We start from the raw sequence: 14,023 nt of genomic DNA on the forward strand, positions 1-14,023 counted from the left end.
TGTAAAAATTTATCGGCAGGGGCGGCAAATGCGGTTTTCCTGTCTTAAAATGGCGGTTTTGATTTTTCAGCTATCGCAAACACTATGTTGGTACTCGGCATTGAATCTTCCTGCGACGAAACTGGCGTCGCCCTATATTGCAGCGAACGCGGCTTAATCGCCGAACGTTTGCACACTCAAATGGCACTGCACGCCGAATACGGCGGCGTTGTCCCCGAACTCGCCAGCCGCGACCACATCCGCCGCTTGGTTCCATTGACACAAGGCTGTGTGCAAGACGCAGGCATCACCCTTGCCAATGTGGACGCCGTTGCCTACACACAAGGTCCGGGCTTGGGCGGCGCACTGCTGGCGGGCGCGTCTTATGCCAATGCGTTGGCGTTTGCCTTAAACAAACCCGTGTTGCCCGTGCATCATTTGGAAGGACATTTGCTCTCGCCGCTGCTGGCAGACGAACGCCCCGATTTTCCCTTTGTCGCCCTACTGGTTTCAGGCGGACACACCCAATTTATGGCGGTGCGCGGCGTGGGCGATTACGAATTGCTGGGCGAAACGGTGGACGATGCCGCAGGCGAAGCCTTTGACAAAACCGCCAAACTGCTCGGACTGCCCTATCCGGGGGGGGCAAAATTGTCCGAACTCGCCAAACTCGGCACGCCCGATGCCTACCGTTTTCCGCGCCCCATGCTGCATTCGGGCGATTTGCAGATGAGTTTTTCAGGCTTAAAAACCGCCGTGCTCACCGCCGTAGAAAAAGCCCGCGCCCAACACGGCAACACCCTGCCCGACCCCGTGCGTAACAACATTTGTCGCGCCTTTCAAGATGCCGTGGCAGACGTATTAACCGCCAAAGCCCGCACCGCGCTGCAACAAACAGGCTGGCGCACACTGGTGGTGGCAGGCGGCGTAGGCGCAAACTGGCAACTGCGCCAACAGCTTGCCCAATTAAGCATCAAAGGCGAACCGGTACACAGCTATTTCCCCCCGCCTGCCCTGTGTACCGACAACGGTGCCATGATTGCCTTTGCCGCCGCCATGCGTTTGCAACATCAAATCCAAGCCCCCGCGCCCGCCGCCGCCTTTACCGTACGCCCGCGCTGGGCCTTAAGCGATTTGCAACGCAGCCGATAATCTTTCCTTCATCAAGTTTCCTTTTCGGTTTGAGAACCTGCCGTTTACAGCGGTAAAATAAATTTTTGTTCGGGCGGGGTGTCAGCCCGTCCGAATCAGGGCAACAACATCGGGCTGTGCTTGATGGGTTTCCCTGTGTGTTGAAACATCACTGCTTTTTTTTCGCCACAACCGTCGCCTGCCCCAGCCTTCATTCCGTTTCATCCCGCCAACTTTATGATAAGATGGCAAAGTTTTATCTTTTCCCTGATTAACCAACCACAAGGAAACACCATGAACGCAAGACACAGCCTGATGTTGGGTCTTTTGGCATTACTGGGTTTGAGTGCCTGCGGCAGCGGCGGACACGATGTCGTCCTCAGCAGCAGCACCATGCCTTCGCACCTGCAACCCAACAACAATAAGCCGCAATCCAAGCCCAACGGCAACCAACCGTCAAACGGCAACAACAACCCGTTCAAGCCTTCACAAGGCAGCGGCGGAACAGGCACAGCCAATCCGTCCAACCCCTCAAACGGCAGCGGAACAGGCACAGCTAATCCATCTAACCCCTCAAACGGTGGCGGAACAGGCACAACCAATCCGTCTAACCCGTCAAATGGCAACGGAACAGGTACAGCCAATCCGTCTAACCCGTCAAATGGCAGCGGAGCAGACACAGCCAATCCGTCCACCCCCTCAAACGACAGCGGAACAGGCACAAGCACCCCATCTACCCCTTCTGCATTCCAAGTTACCCCGCCTGCCGCCGCGCAAAAAGCCGAAATTGACAAAGCCGTTGCCAATACCAACAAACTTCGCGCCGAAAAAGGCTTGCCCGCGCTGCAATACGACCCCAACCTGTCTGCCTACGCGCAAAAACGCGCCGAAGAAATCGTTAAGCTGTTTAAACACACCCGCCCAGACGGAGAATCGTGGAGCACTGGCGTAAAAGGCGGTTACAGCGGCGAAAACATCGCAGCAGGCAGTGCCACTGCCGACAAAACCGTATTAGACCAATGGCGCAACAGTTCGGGGCATTACGCCAATATGATTAACAGCAATTACACCCGCATCGGCATCGGTTTGGTGTATGTTCCCAACAGCGAGCACGGTTATTACTGGGTGCAGATTTTCGGCAGCGACAGCACCACCAGCGATTACCACTTTATCAGTCCTAACAATATGATGCGTTCCGCGTTGATGATTCCCGTCAAACGAGATGCCCTTGATGCACTTGCCACGCTGAAAATTGACGGACGCACACTGCCGCTGACGATTTCGGGCAACAGCGATTGGCACACCATCAAGGCACAAGGCTACACGGGCGAATTTGGCGGTAATACCGTGTTTAGCCGTTACGGTGTGGTGAAAGCCGAAAACGAAGGGCAATACCGCAGCTTCCATCAGGGTTTGCCGACTGCTTTGGCAGACATGCCCCAAGCAGGTGTCATCCGTTATCAGGGTCAGGGCATTGCCGCGCAGGGCGTGGAAAAACGCTATCTACAAGCGGATTTTACCGCTGATTTTGACCGCAAAACCTTAAACGGCAGCTTGAGCAACGCGCAACAGCGTTTCGGTATTGATGCCATTATTCGCGGCAATACTTTTGTTAGCCCGATTGGGGCGAAAGTTGCCACGCAAGGCGGATTTTTTGGTGTAAATGCAGCAGAAGTGGCGGGTACGTTTGACGACCGCCAAGGCACACAAGGCGCATTTGGTGCTACACGCCGTTAAGCCTGAATAATATTCACTGGATACCACCCACCGCCCCGCTTGGGGCGGTTTTGCTTATCCGTCTGCCTTGGGCTACAATCGCCGCTTTATGTCTTTCTGCCGCCGTATGCGCCTTACCCACATCAAACTTTCTGGTTTCAAATCGTTTGCCGAAACCACCACCATTCCCGTACCGGGGCAATTGGTGGCGGTGGTTGGTCCTAACGGTTGCGGAAAATCCAATGTGATGGATGCAGTGCGCTGGGTGTTGGGCGAAAGTTCCGCCAAACAGCTGCGCGGCGAAAGCATGCAGGACGTGATTTTTAACGGCGCAGCCACACGCCGCGCCGCTGCCCGCGCTTCGGTTGAGCTGGTGTTTGACAACAACAGCGGCACATTGGGCGGGGCGTGGGGGCAGTATGCCGAAATCAGCATCAAACGCCAATTGTCGCGGCAGGGCGAGTCGCATTATCTGATTAACGGGCAAACCGTGCGCCGCCGCGACATTACCGAGCTGTTTCTCGGCACGGGCGCGGGTGCGCGCGGTTATGCCGTAATAGAACAAGGCATGATTTCGCGGATTATTGAAGCCCGTCCCGAAGAATTGCGCGGCTATTTGGAAGAAGCCGCAGGCGTGTCCAAATACAAAGAACGCCGCCGCGAAACCGCCCAACGCTTGGCAGACACCCGCGCCCATTTGCAGCGTTTGGCGGATATGCGCCAAGAGCTGGACCGTCAAACCGACAAGCTGCGCGAACAAGCCGCCGCCGCCGAACAACATCAGACACTCAGCCGCGAACTGGCACAATTACAAGATTTGGCAGATTTTATTTTGTGGCAACACGCCCTACACGAAGCCGACCTTGCCCAAGCACGTCATCAAACCGCCCAAAGCGAATACGAACACAGCGAACAACAGTTGCACACGCTGGAAGACCAATACGCCGAATTACACGCCCAAGAACAACAACACCAGCAGCAACGCCACAGCCTCAACCGCGAACACGCCCTGTTGCGCGAGCAAAAAGCCCGTTTGGAAGAACAACTGCACGCCCAACGCCGCCACCGCGAACAACAACAGCAACAGCGCAGCCACGCCCAAGCCGCCTTGCAAGTGTTGGCGCAGGAAGCCGATGCCCTGCAACAGCAACTTGCCCACGCCCACGCCCATTTGCAAGAACACCAGCGCGACAGCCACGCACTCGCCCACACCCTTGAGCAGCAGCAACGCGCCGCCGAAGCCGCCCAAGCCCATTGCCAAAACCGCCGCGACCACGCCCGTCAATGCCAAAACACACAGCAGCATGCCCGTCATCAGGCAGAATTGACACAACAGCAAGTGCAATACGCCGAACACAACCTACACGAACGGCAAACCCGTTTGGCACGTTTGGCGCAACAGCATCAGCAAGACGACCACACCCTCGCCGCACAACAGGCACTCACTGAAGCCGACACCCGCCAACACCAACACGACACCCTCGCCGAAGCGGTATTACAGTTAGAAAACGAACAAGCACAGTTGCACCAGCACTGCCAATCTGCCGAACACGCCTACCGCGATGTGCACGCCCGCTGGCTACAGGCACAGGCAGAAGCACACGCCTTGGCGCAATGGCAGGACGAACAAACCGATTTTTGGCAACACCTGCCCGACTGCGGTTCGATTCTGTGGCAGCAGCTGGATGTGGACGAGACTTGGCGGCAAGCCGTGTATGTGCTGCTGGGTGCGCGTTTAAACGCCCGCGCCCCCGCCGAAGAACCCGTCCTAACGGATTTGCCCGCAGGCGAAGCGGTGTGGCTGCATCCGTCTCCTTCCCCTTTAGCTGCTTCTGTACGCGCCGCCGATGATGCCCTGTTAAACCGCATCCGTCTGCCCGACCACAGCCCCTTTACTCACGCCCTTGCACACTGGTTGGCAGATGTGCGTTGTGCCGACAATTGGCAACAGGCATGGGCGCGGCGGCACGAATTGGCAGACGGCGAAAGCTGGCTCACCCCCGCAGGTCAGCGCATCGACCGCATCGGCGTGTATCTAAACGGCACACCCAACCCGCACCACCAACGCGCTGCCGAACTGGACCGTTTGCAACAGCACAGCCAAGCCCTTGCCGATGAATGCCAGCTTGCCGAACAACACTGGCAGCAGCAACGCGCCCGCGCCCAATCGCATCAGCAGCATTTAGCCGAACAGCAACAAGCCTTGCGCCAAGCCGCTGCCGAACTTGTCCGCGCCCAACAGCACGCCGCACAATGGCAGGCACGTTGCGAACAGCAAGCGCAACAACTCGCCCGTTTACAGTCAGAACAAGAACAGGCGCAGCAAGAATACCAAGACGCAGAAAACCGTCTTTCCCAAGTCCGCGCCCAACTCGCCCAACACCAAAGCGCAGCCGCCACCGCCGAACAACAGGCACGCGCCGCCGAAAACGAATTAGCCACAGCCGAACAAGCCGCGCAACACGCCCGTCAAACCGCCGAACACAGCGCAAATGCCCACCGCCGCGCCCAAGAACAAGAAACGTATTGGCAAAGTCTGCACCAACAGCACAGCCAAGCCCTTGCCGACAACCGCCGTCAGCAAGCGCATCAACAAGCCTTATTAGACGAAAGCCAAGCCCAACAAGGACATTGGCCCGATTACGAAGAACAATTGCTGCGTTTGGACAGCTTGGACGAAATGGCAGCCCAAGCCGAAGAACAACAAGCAGAATTGGCACAACAATTACAGCAGTTGCAACAACAGCTTCACCACACCGACCAACAACGCCGTCACCTGCAAGCGCAGCTTCCCCACCGCCAAAACGCCGTTCAAGATGCCCTGCTGCTGCAACAACAGTCGCTGCTTTCCGCCAAACAGCATTACAACGAATTGGTAGAACGCCACGGCAGCGAACCCGACAATCCCGAACACACTTGGGCGCACCTGAAAACCGCCGCTGCCGATGCCCCCGCCCCCAGCCTGCTCAAACAACGCGCCGCCGCCGTGCGCCGCCGTATAGAAGCCTTGGGCGCAGTCAATCTTGCCGCTTTGCAGGAATTGGCACAGGCGCAAGAACGCAGCGATTATTACCGCAATCAAAACGACGACTTACAACAAGCCGCCGAACTGCTGGAACAAGCCATCGCCCAAATTGACCGCGAAACCGAAAGCCGTTTCCGCGATACATTTGAACAAGCCAACCGCCACATGGCGCATTATTTCCCTACCCTGTTTGGCGGCGGCGAAGCCGCGCTGGTGCTGGCTCAAGACGGCGGTGTTGGCATCCACGCCCGCCCCCCCGGTAAAAAAAACAGCACCATCCAACTGCTTTCAGGCGGCGAAAAAGCCCTTACCGCCATGAGTTTGGTGTTTGCCCTGTTCAGCCTAAATCCCGCGCCTTTCTGCCTGCTGGATGAAGTAGATGCCCCTTTAGACGATGCCAATACAGGGCGTTTTTGCCGTTTGGTAAAACAAATGTCGGCAAACACCCAGTTTTTATACATCTCGCACAACCGCCTGACCATGGAAATGGCAGAACAGCTTATCGGCATTACCATGCAGGAAAAAGGCGTGTCGCGCATGGTGGCGGTGGACATCCGCCAAGCCGCCGAGTTTGCCCGCACCAACGACAATACACCTTAACTACAATTCAATACATCATTGACGCAAAAAAACTTTTTTTCTAAAATAGCGTTTATGAAATCCGCCCTATTCTCACACACACGCACTTTAGCTGTATGTTTGGGCTACGCTGCCGTTCTCGCCCACGCCCAAACCGTTTGGAAAGTAAAAGGCACAAGCATCTATTCCGATACGCCCCCGCAACTGCGTTTGCACAATGTGCAAACCTTTAACCCGCGCAACGGTAAATTGTCTGAACCCGTTTACGCCAAACCGCAACTGCCCGTCAAAACACCAGCCCAAACCGAAGAAAACAACGCCTATCTTGACGATGCCGCTGCTGCATCGGCTGTGGTGTCGGTTTCGCCCACACCCGCTCCAAACAACACCGAAGCAGCAGAACCCGTTTCCCCACAAGAACAAAACCGCCGCAATTTGTGCCAAGCCGCACAAGATGCTTTAGCGCGTGCCGCCGCCGCAGGCAACAGCAACTTAAACATTCAAGAAGCCGACGTGGTGCGCCACTGTATTGCTGCATAAATTCCTCAATATCAACTGCCATAAGGAAAAAATCATGATGCTTCCCTCAAAACTGCGTTCTGCCGCATTATTGGCGGCTGCCCTTGCTTCTACCGCCGCAGCGGCTGCACCCGTACCGTTTTTTCCCGGTTTGGGGCGGTCGGGCGGGGCAACCAGCCACGGCGACACCCTGTCTTCCGACACCAGCTACCGTGCAGGTCCTGCCCGCCCATCGGGTAAACTGCAACTGATTTCCCTTTCTGCTGCCTGCCCCAATTTAATGGTGCTCTCAGACGGCAAAGTCGCCGCCATGTGTGTGGACTACCTGACCCGTCGTCCCAAGCTCACCGTATTTGATTCACAAGGCAAACAACTTGCCCAAATCATGCTCAGTTCTGCCAGCCTGCTTGGCAGCGTGTATGCTTATGCAGACGAACGCGACCGCATTGTTTTTGTGGATGACCAACACATGCTGCATTTTGTCCAATTAAGCCAAACGGGCGGACGCTGGCAATTAAACCGCGTGCGTGGCATGGCCGTTCCGCTCGCGCCCACCGTACTCGGACACTGCGGCAAACGCAAAGGCTGCGACAGCGTGGTTGCCATCAACCCTGGTAGCAGCAGCAACGACATCTGGTTTGCCACCCAACACGGCGTTGTCGGCATTGCCGACCGCGTCAGCCGCCGTGTCAGCCACGTTAAGCTAGGCAACGGAGAAAGCATTGCCAATTCCTTTTCCACCGCCTCTGCCAACCGCGCCGCCGTTGCCACCAACCGCGCTTTGTACCTGATTGCCAAAGAAAATGGCAATCCCGTTATCAAATGGCGGCAAGCCTACGACCGCGGCATTGCCCGCAAACCGGGACAATTAAGCTGGGGCACAGGCGCAACCCCCACCTTTTTCGGTACGAACGCCAATAACGATGAATTTGTTACCATTACCGACAACGCCCAACGCATGAATTTGCTGGTGTACCGCAGCGAAAACGGCACACAAGTGTGCAAAGTGCCCCTGTTTGGCAACAACAATTCCGGTACGGAAGATTCCTCTATCGCCTTCGGACGTTCCATCGTGGTTAATTCCACCTACGGCTATCCTTATCCCAAATATCCCGATGGCGCAGGACGTTCCATTCCCGACAAAGCCCCGTTTGTGGGCGGTATGACCCGTGTGGATGTCAAACCCGATGGTTCGGGCTGTCAAACCAAATGGACCAACACCATCCGTTCTGCCGCCCTACCCAAACTGTCTACCGCCGACAATCTCATTTACACTGTTGAGCGCAGTGGTCCTAGCAAGAAAGCAGGCGCAGTTGACAGCTACCAATTTGTTACCATTGACTGGAACAGCGGACAAAAACGCGCGTCCGTCCACTTCAGCTTTGGGCTGCTGTCTGACCCGCTTCAAACCGCAGGTAATTTCGGCTTTGACCGCAGCTATTGGCAAGGCACCATGAACGGCATTATCCGCGTTAAACCCTAATTTCCCCTTGCCAACTGAAAACGCCGCTTAAACCCATTAAGCGGCGTTTGTTTATTTTTCCCACCAAACTGTCTACAAAAGCAAACACCTTTCCCCTTGCGCCTGCAACAGCATAGCCCGCTGTTCGCAAACATGATATGATTCGCGCCTTTGACACACCACCTTTCACTTTATCTTTTAAAATCATAAGGAAAGAAAAAATGACTACCTTAACCGAACAGGATATTCAAAATTGGGACGGTCCTGAAGACGACTACATGAACGATGACCAGCTTGCCTTTTTCCGCAAGCTGCTTACCCAAATGCAGGACGAACTGATTGACCGCGCCGCCGAAACCACCAGCAGCATGCAGGACCACGAATCCGCCCCCGACCCCGCCGACCGCGCCTCGCAGGAAGAAGAATACGCCCTCGAACTGCGTACCCGTGACCGCGAACGCAAACTGCTGTCCAAAATCCAAGCCTCGCTGCGCGATATTGACGAAGGCGAATACGGTTTTTGCAAAGACACGGGCGAACCCATCGGACTCAAACGCCTATTGGCACGCCCCACCGCCACCCTGTCGGTAGAAGCCCAAGAACGCCGCGAACGCCTGAAAAAACAATTTGCCGACTGATTTCCATGTCCGTCAATCATTACGAAAACTTCCCTGTCGGCTCGCTGGTGTTGCCGCCGCGTTTGCGCCGTCCCGTTCACGCGATTTACGCCTTTGCCCGCCACGCCGACGATTTGGCGGACGAAGGCGATGCCGCACCCGAACAGCGTTTACACGCCCTACAAGGCTTGCAGCAAGAACTGGAGCGCATCGGCAGCGGACACGCCCCGCACAGCGAACTGATGCAGCGTTTGCAACAGCAAGCCATTGAACCCTTTGCCCTGCCGCTGCAACCGTTTTACGACCTGCTCAGTGCCTTCAGTCAAGATGTCGTCAAAACCCGTTATCAGGATTTTGGCGAACTGGTGGATTACGCCCGCCGTTCCGCCAACCCCGTGGGCAGGCTGATGCTGCACCTGTACGGGCAAACCGACCCCGTCAGCATTGCCCGCAGCGACGGCATTTGTACCGCCTTGCAACTGATTAACTTCTGGCAAGACGTGGCGCACGATTGGCAGAAAGGGCGCGTTTACCTGCCACAAAACGACTTGCAGCGTTTCCGTGTCAGCGAAGAACACATCGCCCAAGCCCGCGCCGATGCCGCTTTCCAACAACTAATGGCTTATCAGTGCCAACGCGCCTTTAATATGCTGAAAGCAGGTTCGCCGCTGGGACGCACACTCAAAGGGCGCATCGGTTACGAACTGCGTTTAATCGTATTGGGCGGACAAACCGTGTTACAAAAACTGGACAAAGTGCAATACGACGTATTCCGCCGCCGTCCCACTTTAGGCAAACGCGATTGGCTGCGCTTGGCGTGGCAGGCGTTGCGTTGATTGTGCAACACTTTCCCTATTCAACCAATCAATTTAAATCAATCATATAAATTTATGCTATAATCTTGTTCCGAATACCCAACTTTGAGGAACAGATAATGGCAAAACCCAAAATCAAACCCAAAGCCGTCCATTTGGGCACATTCAATTCCGATGCCAACTTCCGCCAGCACGGGCAAACCCCGCAGGCAGATACCCGCATTGATAAATTTACCTTTTTTGGCGTGCTGATTATCCTGCTGGGCGTTACCCTGCCTTTGGTGATGTTTCCGCAGCAAGGCGCAGATTGGGTGGCTTTGGCAAAAACCTTTGTAACCGACAACTTCGGCGCGGCTTATCTGGCATTTGGTGTGTTGTCGGTTTTGTTTGTGATTTACATTTCCATGTCCGACATCGGCAACATCAAGCTGGGCAAACCCGAAGACGAAGTGGAATTTCAAACAGGCTCGTGGGCGGCGATGATGTTTTGCGGTGGCATTGGCGCGAGTATTCTGTATTGGGGGATTGTAGAATGGATGTATTATTATCAATCGCCGCCTTTCGGCATTGCCCCCAAATCGCCTGATGCCGTGCGTTGGGCGAGTACCTACGGCATGTTCCACTGGGGACCTGTGGCGTGGGCGATTTACCTTGTTCCCGCTTCGGCAATTGCCTATTTTGCCCATGTGCGTAATTCGCCCGTGTTAAAAGTCAGTCAAACCCTGATGCCGCTGCTGGGCGAAAAACTCGCCAAAAGCCGCTGGGGCAAGCTGATTGATATTTTTTTCGTATTCGGCATGATAGGCGGCGGCGCAACCACTTTGGGCTTGGCTTCGCCGATGATAGGCGAAGGGCTGTATGCCTTGTTCGGCATTCCCAACCATTTGTGGACACAGCTTGCCGTTTTGTTGATTACCACCATGATTTTTGCCTACAGTGCTTATCAAGGTTTGCGCGGCGGCATTCAGTTTTTATCCAACATCAATTTTTACCTGTCCATGCTGTTTTTGTTGTTTGTGCTGCTGGCAGGTCCTACCGTGTTTATTTTAAATGTGGGCTTGGAAAGCATGGGACGCGCCGTTTCCCACATGGTTACCATGATGACGTGGCTGGAATCATTCGGACATTTTGAATCGCACGGTTTCCGCCACACCAATTTCCCCCGCGATTGGACGGTGTTTTACTGGGCGTGGTGGCTGGTGTTTGCGCCGACCATCGGTTTGTTTATCGCCAAAATTTCCAAAGGGCGCACCATGCGGCAGATGGTGGTGGGTTCCATGTTTTTCGGCTCGCTTGGCTGTGCGGTGTTTTTTATCGTACTGGGTAACTATGGTTTGTGGCTGCAATTGTCGGGCAGTTTGGACGTGGTGTCGGTACTGAACGACAAAGGCGCAACGGCGGCGATTTTTACCGTATTGGGTACATTACCTATGCCTAAACTGGTAATGGCGGTGTTTGTGCTGTTGTCGGTGATTTTTACCGCCACCACTTTTGACAGCATTTCCTATATTCTTGCTTCGGTGGTTCAACGCGAAGTAGATGACGAACCACACCGTTGGAACCGTTTGTTTTGGGCGTTTGCGCTGTGCTTTATGCCTGCGGTGCTGATGTTTTTGGGCGGATTATCTACTTTGCAAACCGCGTCTATTTTTGCGGGTGCGCCTTTGCTGATTATTATGTCGATGATGATGTTGTCGCTGATTAAAGCGGCAAAATACGATTTGCATTATCAGCCTGATTATTCGCTGAAAACCATTTATATTGAAGAATTGCCCGACAATTCCCCTTGGGAACACGGCGAAACTTCAGAAGCCCCCGAAGGCTCGGTATTGGCACAACAGGCAGAATATGAAGCCCTGCGCCAGCAATCCCAAACGGAAAATACCGACAGCCAAGAAGCAGGAAAAGAGCGTTAAATTGATATAATCCCAAGCCAAGCCGTCCGCCACCACGCTGCGGACGGTTTTTTTAAAGTTTTACGGATAGAAAATCATGTCGCTTTCCCATATCCAAACCCTGTCGGCGCAGACCGTGTTAGCCGTTGCCCAAGGGCGCAATCTGGCAGACGAATTGGCACTGCTGCTTGCTGAACACCCCGAACTTTCCCCGCAAGACAAAGGCATGTTGCAAGATATTGCCTACGGCGTACAGCGTTACGGTTTTGCTTTAGATGCGCTGCTGGCGCAAATGCTCGCCAAACCGCCGCAAAACGCGCAATTGATTGCCTTGTTAAAAGTGGCGTTGTATCAGCTTTGGCATACCCGCAACGCGCCGCACGCCGTGGTCAATGAAGCGGTGCGCCATATTGGTGGCATTGCCCGCGGGCGTTACCGCGCCCTTGCCAATGCGCTGCTGCGCCGTTTTCAACGCGAAATGCCCGAACTGACCACTGCTTGCCAACGCCGCGACAGCAGCCGTTACAACTTGCCTGCGTGGTGGTTGGACGTATTGCGCCGCGACCACCCGCAGCAGTGGCGCGACATCGCTGCCGACTGTATGCGCCATCCGCCGCTGACTTTGCGGGTAAACCTGCGCCGTTACCGCATGGAAGACTATTTGGCGGAACTGGCGCAGCACGGCATCACGGCAGAAGCTTTGGACGACACGGCAGTCATGTTGGCACAAGCCATGCCCGTGCAACAGATTCCGCATTTTATGCAAGGGGCGGTGTCGGTGCAGGATTGGGGGGCGCAACGTGCGGCAGTGTTGCTCAATCCGCAGGCAGGCGAAAAGGTGTTGGACGCTTGTGCTGCCCCTGGGGGAAAAAGCGGGCATATTTTGGAACGTGCCGATTGTGATTTAACCGCGCTGGACATTGACCCCAAGCGTTTGCAGCGCGTGGCAGACAATTTGGCACGTTTGGGTGTGTCGGCGCGTTTGCATTGCGCCCCCGCGCAGCAGTTGGCACAGTGGCACGACGGCACTTTATTTGATGCAGTGCTGGCAGATGTGCCGTGTACCGCTTCGGGTACGCTCAAACGCAATCCCGATATCCGCCACCTGCGCCGCCGCCAAGATGCCGCCCGCACCGCCGCCCAACAAATCCCATTGCTGGACGCATTGTGGCGCACCGTGCGCCCACAGGGACGGATGCTGTTGGCAACCTGTTCGCTGTTTCGCGAAGAAAACCAAGACCAATGCCGTCAGTTTCTCGCCCGCCACCCCGATGCCATGCTGCATCACGAAGAACAGCTTCTGCCCGATGCCCGTCAAGACGGTTTTTACTATGCCCTGTTGTATAAAAGTGTTGTATAAAGCCGACTAATCCGCCGCCGCCGCACCGCAAACCGTGCATCGGCGGCGGAATTGGTTTAATCTTGCCAACCGTATGATTTAAGAAACGGTATTAACTGTTTTTGGGCATACGCTTCATAAAAATGCCCCGCGCACGCACGCGGCGCAACCCACCTCGATTCAGCCGCACCACGCCATTTTTGCCGCGTGCCGCCGCCACGGTTTTACGCCCGTACCACACAAACAACACACATAAACCAACATGACAAACACCAGCCCCCAAATGTATCGCCTGCGCCACACTTGGGCGCGGCGCGTCCGCGCCCTCAAGCTGCTGCTGGCGCTGCCTGTTCTCTATTTGGCTTTCGCCACCGCCGTTCAAGCGCAAAGCGAAAGCATTATTCCCCTGCGCCACGACGGGCAAATCCTGCAAGACGGACGCCTGTCGATACACACGCGCTTTCAAACCAACCTACCGCCCAATCTGCAAAACGCCTTAAAAGAAGGCGTACCTTTGGATTTTGATTTGCACTACCGTTTGGAAAAACCGCGTTTAACCTCTTACCGCTACCGTTTGGCAAACTGGATAGGCGGCAGCGACCAAACCACCGTTAGCTACCGCTTATCGTTTCACCCGCTCACCAACCGCTACCGTGTCAGCGTGGGGACGTTTTCCCACGAATACGAAACGCTGGAAGCTGCGCTCAAAAGCGTGGGCGCGATTGCCAACTGGCAAGTGCTTGACCCTGGTGCGCTGTCCGATACCGACACCAAACACATACGGGTCAAAATCAGGCTGCATTTAAGCACTGCCCAACTGCCCAAGCCCTTCCAGATTAACGCCATACACGCAGGCAATTGGCAGCTGGATTCGGGCTGGAAACGGCTGGACATCCGCCGCTAACCCACATTTCTTTTCCGCCGACAGATACAAATCCCCCCGCGC

11 protein-coding genes are annotated in these 14,023 nt (G+C 55.3%); 10 read left to right on the top strand and 1 reads right to left on the bottom strand.

The annotated features are described in order from the left end of the window. Positions 1-84 precede the first annotated feature (84 nt). The 5 genes from tsaD to H3L98_RS09755 all read left to right on the top strand — a co-directional run bounded on the left by tsaD (position 85) and on the right by H3L98_RS09755 (position 8,432). Complete coding sequence (gene tsaD, locus H3L98_RS09735) at positions 85-1,131, top strand: tRNA (adenosine(37)-N6)-threonylcarbamoyltransferase complex transferase subunit TsaD (protein WP_027021857.1); 1,047 nt, start codon at positions 85-87, stop codon at positions 1,129-1,131. A gap of 273 nt (positions 1,132-1,404) precedes the next feature. Beyond that, entirely contained in the window at positions 1,405-2,847 is a 1,443-nt protein-coding gene (locus H3L98_RS09740) for a CAP domain-containing protein (protein WP_051532032.1), read from the top strand. Positions 2,848-2,953: 106 nt separating this feature from the next. After that, on the top strand, positions 2,954-6,451 hold the full coding sequence (gene smc, locus H3L98_RS09745) for a chromosome segregation protein SMC (protein WP_027021858.1): 3,498 nt from the start codon (positions 2,954-2,956) through the stop codon (positions 6,449-6,451). A gap of 54 nt (positions 6,452-6,505) precedes the next feature. Then, positions 6,506-6,970, top strand: coding sequence for a hypothetical protein (locus H3L98_RS09750; protein ID WP_027021859.1), 465 nt, complete (start codon positions 6,506-6,508; stop codon positions 6,968-6,970). 34 nt (positions 6,971-7,004) lie between these two features. Then, entirely contained in the window at positions 7,005-8,432 is a 1,428-nt protein-coding gene (locus tag H3L98_RS09755) for a hypothetical protein (RefSeq protein ID WP_051532033.1), read from the top strand. Here the strand turns inward: H3L98_RS09755 and H3L98_RS09760 are convergent. Continuing rightward, entirely contained in the window at positions 8,422-8,619 is a 198-nt protein-coding gene (locus tag H3L98_RS09760; RefSeq protein ID WP_027021861.1) for a hypothetical protein, read from the bottom strand. The genes H3L98_RS09755 and H3L98_RS09760 overlap by 11 nt on opposite strands. A gap of 13 nt (positions 8,620-8,632) precedes the next feature. Here H3L98_RS09760 and dksA point away from each other — a divergent pair, with 13 nt between their 5' ends. From dksA to H3L98_RS09785, 5 genes are all read left to right on the top strand, one after another. Continuing rightward, a complete protein-coding gene (dksA, locus tag H3L98_RS09765; RefSeq protein WP_027021862.1) occupies positions 8,633-9,049 on the top strand; it encodes an RNA polymerase-binding protein DksA in 417 nt (138 codons plus the stop codon). A gap of 5 nt (positions 9,050-9,054) precedes the next feature. Beyond that, on the top strand, positions 9,055-9,864 hold the full coding sequence (gene hpnC, locus H3L98_RS09770; protein WP_027021863.1) for a squalene synthase HpnC: 810 nt from the start codon (positions 9,055-9,057) through the stop codon (positions 9,862-9,864). 98 nt (positions 9,865-9,962) lie between these two features. Then, entirely contained in the window at positions 9,963-11,759 is a 1,797-nt protein-coding gene (locus H3L98_RS09775) for a BCCT family transporter (RefSeq protein WP_034333159.1), read from the top strand. A 76-nt stretch (positions 11,760-11,835) separates the two neighbouring features. Then, complete coding sequence (gene rsmB / locus H3L98_RS09780) at positions 11,836-13,098, top strand: 16S rRNA (cytosine(967)-C(5))-methyltransferase RsmB (RefSeq protein WP_027021864.1); 1,263 nt, start codon at positions 11,836-11,838, stop codon at positions 13,096-13,098. A gap of 241 nt (positions 13,099-13,339) precedes the next feature. After that, complete coding sequence (locus H3L98_RS09785) at positions 13,340-13,981, top strand: DUF4390 domain-containing protein (protein ID WP_246327815.1); 642 nt, start codon at positions 13,340-13,342, stop codon at positions 13,979-13,981. The last annotated feature ends 42 nt before the right edge of the window (positions 13,982-14,023 follow it).

This window comes from Conchiformibius steedae (assembly GCF_014054725.1).
Classification (GTDB): Bacteria; Pseudomonadota; Gammaproteobacteria; order Burkholderiales; family Neisseriaceae; genus Conchiformibius; species Conchiformibius steedae.

What these genes read in the sequence shown, in the direction of transcription:
- H3L98_RS09755 (WP_051532033.1), top strand. Translation starts at nt 7,005, where the DNA reads ATGATGCTTCCCTCAAAACTGCGTTCTGCCGCATTATTGGCGGCTGCC.
- H3L98_RS09750 (WP_027021859.1), top strand. Translation starts at nt 6,506, where the DNA reads ATGAAATCCGCCCTATTCTCACACACACGCACTTTAGCTGTATGTTTG.
- H3L98_RS09740 (WP_051532032.1), top strand. Translation starts at nt 1,405, where the DNA reads ATGAACGCAAGACACAGCCTGATGTTGGGTCTTTTGGCATTACTGGGT.
- hpnC (WP_027021863.1), top strand. Translation starts at nt 9,055, where the DNA reads ATGTCCGTCAATCATTACGAAAACTTCCCTGTCGGCTCGCTGGTGTTG.
- tsaD (WP_027021857.1), top strand. Translation starts at nt 85, where the DNA reads ATGTTGGTACTCGGCATTGAATCTTCCTGCGACGAAACTGGCGTCGCC.
- smc (WP_027021858.1), top strand. Translation starts at nt 2,954, where the DNA reads ATGCGCCTTACCCACATCAAACTTTCTGGTTTCAAATCGTTTGCCGAA.
- H3L98_RS09775 (WP_034333159.1), top strand. Translation starts at nt 9,963, where the DNA reads ATGGCAAAACCCAAAATCAAACCCAAAGCCGTCCATTTGGGCACATTC.
- H3L98_RS09760 (WP_027021861.1), bottom strand. Translation starts at nt 8,619, where the DNA reads ATGATTTTAAAAGATAAAGTGAAAGGTGGTGTGTCAAAGGCGCGAATC.
- dksA (WP_027021862.1), top strand. Translation starts at nt 8,633, where the DNA reads ATGACTACCTTAACCGAACAGGATATTCAAAATTGGGACGGTCCTGAA.
- rsmB (WP_027021864.1), top strand. Translation starts at nt 11,836, where the DNA reads ATGTCGCTTTCCCATATCCAAACCCTGTCGGCGCAGACCGTGTTAGCC.
- H3L98_RS09785 (WP_246327815.1), top strand. Translation starts at nt 13,340, where the DNA reads ATGACAAACACCAGCCCCCAAATGTATCGCCTGCGCCACACTTGGGCG.